We start from the raw sequence: 4,984 nt of genomic DNA on the forward strand, positions 1-4,984 counted from the left end.
AAAAGAATTCTGTACAATAAGTCTTCGGGTGATTAGTATTACTCGGCTTTGATGTTACCACCTTTACACCTGTAACCTATCAACGTGGTCATCTCCCACGACCCTCAAAAGAAATCTCATCTTGTGGTGGGTTTCGTACTTATATGCTTTCAGCACTTATCCCTTCCTAACATAGCTACTGAGCTGTACCCTTAGGCAGAATAACTCATACACCAGCGGTTAGTCCAACTCGGTCCTCTCGTACTAGAGTCAGCTCCACGCAAATTTCTAACGCCCACAGTAGATAGAGACCGAACTGTCTCACGACGTTCTGAACCCAGCTCGCGTGCCACTTTAATGGGCGAACAGCCCAACCCTTGGAACCTTCTCCAGCCCCAGGATGTGACGAGCCGACATCGAGGTGCCAAACCCCCCCGTCGATGTGAGCTCTTGGGGGAGATCAGCCTGTTATCCCCGGCGTACCTTTTATCCTTTGAGCGATGGCCCTTCCATACGGAACCACCGGATCACTATGCTCTACTTTCGTACCTGATCGACTTGTAGGTCTCTCAGTCAAGCTCCCTTTTGCCATTGCACTCTACGCACGGTTACCAAGCGTGCTGAGGGAACCTTTAGAAGCCTCCGTTACGCTTTTGGAGGCGACCACCCCAGTCAAACTACCCTCCACGAATTGTCCTCTCCCATAAAGGAGAGTTAGGCCTCAGATAAGCAAAGGGTGGTATTTCAACAACGACTCATGAAGCACCGGAATGCCCCAATCAATGTCTCCCACCTATCCTACGCATCACTTATCCAAGGTCAATACGAAGATATAGTAAAGGTGCACAGGGTCTTTTCGTCCCACTGCGGGTAATCGGCATCTTCACCGATACTACAATTTCACCGAGCTCATGGCCGAGACAGTGTCCAAATCGTTACACCATTCGTGCAGGTCGGAACTTACCCGACAAGGAATTTCGCTACCTTAGGACCGTTATAGTTACGGCCGCCGTTTACTGGGGCTTCAATTCAGACCTTCGCTTGCGCTAAGCCCTCCTCTTAACCTTCCAGCACCGGGCAGGTGTCAGACCCTATACCTCATCTTTCGATTTTGCAGAGTCCTGTGTTTTTGATAAACAGTCGCTTGGACCTTTTCACTGCGGCCTATCTTACGATAGGCGACCTTTCTCCCGAAGTTACAGGTCTATTTTGCCTAGTTCCTTAGCCATGAATCTCTCGAGCGCCTTAGAATGCTCTTCCCGATCACCTGTGTCGGTTTACGGTACGGGTAGTATCTCTCGCTTTTCTTGGAAACGTTGTCTACGCTATCACCGTGGCCGTAGCCTAAGTGTACTATCAGTGCCATAACAACACCTTCAACGCAACTCCGTCTGTGCGCAGCGTATATCTCATTCCGTCGCTTTTATTGAAATACTAGTACTGGAATATTAACCAGTTGTACATCCACTTCCCCTGAAAGGGTACGCGTTAGTCCCCGACTAACCCTCAGCTGATTAGCATAGCTGAGGAAACCTTGATCTTTCGGCGGGCAGGTTTCTCGCCTGCCTTATCGTTACTTATGCCTACATTTTCTTTTCTATAACACTCCACTATGGCTCACGCCTTTAGCTTCAACGTATATAGAATGCTCCCCTACCGGTATTAATACCCCATAGCTTCGGTAATATGCTTATGCCCGTTTATTCTCCATGCCGAACCGCTCGACTAGTGAGCTGTTACGCACTCTTTAAATGTATGGCTGCTTCCAAGCCAACATCCTAGCTGTCAGTGCAGTTCAACCGCGTTTTTTCAACTTAGCATATATTTGGGGACCTTAGCTGATGGTCCGGGTTCTTTCCCTCTCGGACTTGGACCTTAGCACCCAAGCCCTCACTGCTGTGAAACATTTAATAGCATTCGGAGTTTGTCAGGAATTGGTAGGCGGTGAAACCCCCGCATCCAATCAGTAGCTCTACCTCTATTAAACTTTGTCACAACGCTGCACCTAAATGCATTTCGGGGAGTACGAGCTATTTCCCAGTTTGATTGGCCTTTCACCCCTACCCTCAGGTCATCCGAAGTCTTTTCAACGACAACCAGTTCGGTCCTCCACACTGTGTTACCAGTGCTTCAACCTGCCCAAGGGTAGATCACCAGGTTTCGCGTCTACTCCTACTGACTCCAGCGCCCTATTCAGACTCGCTTTCGCTACGAATGCGCACCTTAAGTGCTTATCCTTGCCAGTAACAGTAACTCGTAGGCTCATTATGCAAAAGGCACGCCGTCACGGCCAAAGGCCGCTCCGACCGCTTGTAAGCGTATGGTTTCAGGGTCTTTTTCACTCCGTTATTCACGGTGCTTTTCACCTTTCCCTCACGGTACTAGTCCACTATCGGTCTCTCAGGAGTATTTAGCCTTACCGGATGGTCCCGGCAGTTTCAGACAGGGTTCCACGTGCCCCGCCCTACTCAGGATACTGCTATCACTTATTTATATTGCCTATACGGGACTATCACCCTCTGTGGTCGCTCTTTCCAAAGCGTTCTAATTCTATAAACAGCAAATGTCGCAGTCCTACAACCCCAATGTTGCCGAAACAACATTGGTTTGGGCTCCTCCCATTTCGCTCGCCACTACTCTGGGAATCACTTTTGTTTTCTTCTCCTCCGCCTACTTAGATGTTTCAGTTCAGCGGGTTTGCTCATCTTACGATGTAGTATATCTTCAATATACTGGGTTGCCCCATTCGGATATTTGCGGATCACCTCGTATGTGCCAATCCCCGCAACTTTTCGCAGCTTATCACGTCCTTCTTCGCCTCTGAGAGCCTAGGCATCCCCCATACGCCCTTACATAACTTATTGTACTCGTATGTAGTAGTTTTGAGTTCTTAGTTCTTAGTTTTGAGTTATAACAACTCAAAATTTAAAACTCAAAATTCAAAACTTACCTATCTTTTTGTATTATCTACTTGTTTTAATTTTTGATATCTTATCCAATATGTCAATGAACTTTTTTTGTGGAGAATAAGGGATTCGAACCCTTGACCCCCTGCGTGCAAGGCAGGTGCTCTAGCCAGCTGAGCTAATTCCCCAAGTTAATTTTGAGTTTTAAGTCTTGAATTTTGAGTCCCTATATTGAGCTAGAAAAATCTAACTCAAAACTAAAAACCCAAAACTAAAAACTTCTTCAGCTTCTAGAATTTCCTTTCAGCTTTGTAGTCCCAGGCAGACTCGAACTGCCGACCTCTACATTATCAGTGTAGCGCTCTAACCAGCTGAGCTATGAGACTGCTTATTCTTATATCTTTAATAACACAACACAGATCTAAACTAAGCTGACCTTAAAAGTCGTTTCTCTAGAAAGGAGGTGTTCCAGCCACACCTTCCGGTACGGCTACCTTGTTACGACTTAGCCCCAGTCACTGGTTTTACCCTAGGCAGCTCCTTGCGGTCACCGACTTCAGGTACTCCCAGCTTCCATGGCTTGACGGGCGGTGTGTACAAGGCCCGGGAACGTATTCACCGGATCATGGCTGATATCCGATTACTAGCGATTCCAGCTTCACGGAGTCGAGTTGCAGACTCCGATCCGAACTGTGACCGTCTTTATAGATTCGCTCCTGCTCGCGCAGTGGCTGCTCTCTGTAACGACCATTGTAGCACGTGTGTAGCCCAAGATGTAAGGGCCGTGATGATTTGACGTCATCCCCACCTTCCTCGCGGTTTACACCGGCAGTCTTGCTAGAGTCCCCACCATTACGTGCTGGTAACTAACAATAGGGGTTGCGCTCGTTATAGGACTTAACCTGACACCTCACGGCACGAGCTGACGACAACCATGCAGCACCTTGAAAACTGTCCGAAGAAAAAGGTATCTCTACCCCTGTCAGTTCCCATTTAAACCTTGGTAAGGTTCCTCGCGTATCATCGAATTAAACCACATGCTCCACCGCTTGTGCGGGCCCCCGTCAATTCCTTTGAGTTTCACACTTGCGTGCGTACTCCCCAGGTGGGATACTTATCACTTTCGCTTAGCCACTCAGCTTACGCCAAACAGCTAGTATCCATCGTTTACAGCGTGGACTACCAGGGTATCTAATCCTGTTCGCTCCCCACGCTTTCGTCTCTCAGCGTCAATCATCTGTTAGTCCCCTGCCTCCGCAATCGGTGTTCTGTGTAATATCTAAGCATTTCACCGCTACACTACACATTCCAAGAACTTCACAGATATTCAAGACTACCAGTATCAAAGGCAATTTCTCAGTTAAGCTGAAACCTTTCACCCCTGACTTAATAGCCCGCCTACAGACCCTTTAAACCCAATGATTCCGAATAACGCTCGCATCCTCCGTATTACCGCGGCTGCTGGCACGGAGTTAGCCGATGCTTATTCATATGGTACCGTCATCAAAGTACTCGTACTCCTTATTCTTCCCATATAAAAGCAGTTTACAACCTCTAGGGCCGTCTGTCCTGCACGCGGCATGGCTGGTTCAGTCTTTCGACCATTGACCAATATTCCTCACTGCTGCCTCCCGTAGGAGTCTGGTCCCTGTCTCAGTACCAGTGTGGGGGATCTCCCTCTCAGGACCCCTACCTATCGTAGCCTTGGGGTGCCGTTACCACTCCAACTAGCTAATAGGACGCATGCCCATCTTTCACCATCGTAACTTTAATTATCAGATGATGCCATCCAACAATATTATGGGGTATTAATCCAAATTTCTTCGGGCTATCCCCCTGTGAAAGGTAGGTTGCATACGCGTTACGCACCCGTGCGCCGGTTTCCACCCCGAAGGGCTTATCCCTCGACTTGCATGTGTTAGGCCTGCCGCTAGCGTTCATCCTGAGCCAGGATCAAACTCTTCATCGTTAAATCTTTAAATCTCTTTTGACTCGTAAAAGCCCGCTTAGTCTAAATCTTTCTGTGCTGTATTATCAATATTTCTTAATGAACTTGTCGCTTTGTTTGCGGGTGCAAAGGTATAACCTTTTTTCGAAAC

The 4,984-nt window shown here is 47.9% G+C and carries 2 tRNA genes and 2 rRNA genes; all 4 read right to left on the reverse strand.

Annotated elements, in window-relative coordinates:
• Positions 1–12: 12 nt before the first annotated feature.
• The 4 genes from HMPREF1551_RS05375 to HMPREF1551_RS05390 all read right to left on the reverse strand — a co-directional run bounded on the left by HMPREF1551_RS05375 (position 13) and on the right by HMPREF1551_RS05390 (position 4,854).
• A 23S ribosomal RNA gene (locus HMPREF1551_RS05375) occupies positions 13–2,843 on the reverse strand.
• A 156-nt stretch (positions 2,844–2,999) separates the two neighbouring features.
• A tRNA-Ala gene (locus HMPREF1551_RS05380) sits at positions 3,000–3,073 on the reverse strand.
• Between the two features lie 124 nt (positions 3,074–3,197).
• Positions 3,198–3,271 (reverse strand) — tRNA-Ile (locus HMPREF1551_RS05385).
• Positions 3,272–3,341: 70 nt separating this feature from the next.
• Positions 3,342–4,854: ribosomal RNA gene (locus HMPREF1551_RS05390) — 16S ribosomal RNA — on the reverse strand.
• Together the 16S and 23S rRNA genes with 2 tRNA genes alongside form the textbook arrangement of a ribosomal RNA operon.
• Positions 4,855–4,984 lie beyond the last annotated feature (130 nt).

The organism is Capnocytophaga sp. oral taxon 863 str. F0517 (assembly GCF_000466425.1).
Lineage (GTDB): Bacteria > Bacteroidota > Bacteroidia > Flavobacteriales > Flavobacteriaceae > Capnocytophaga.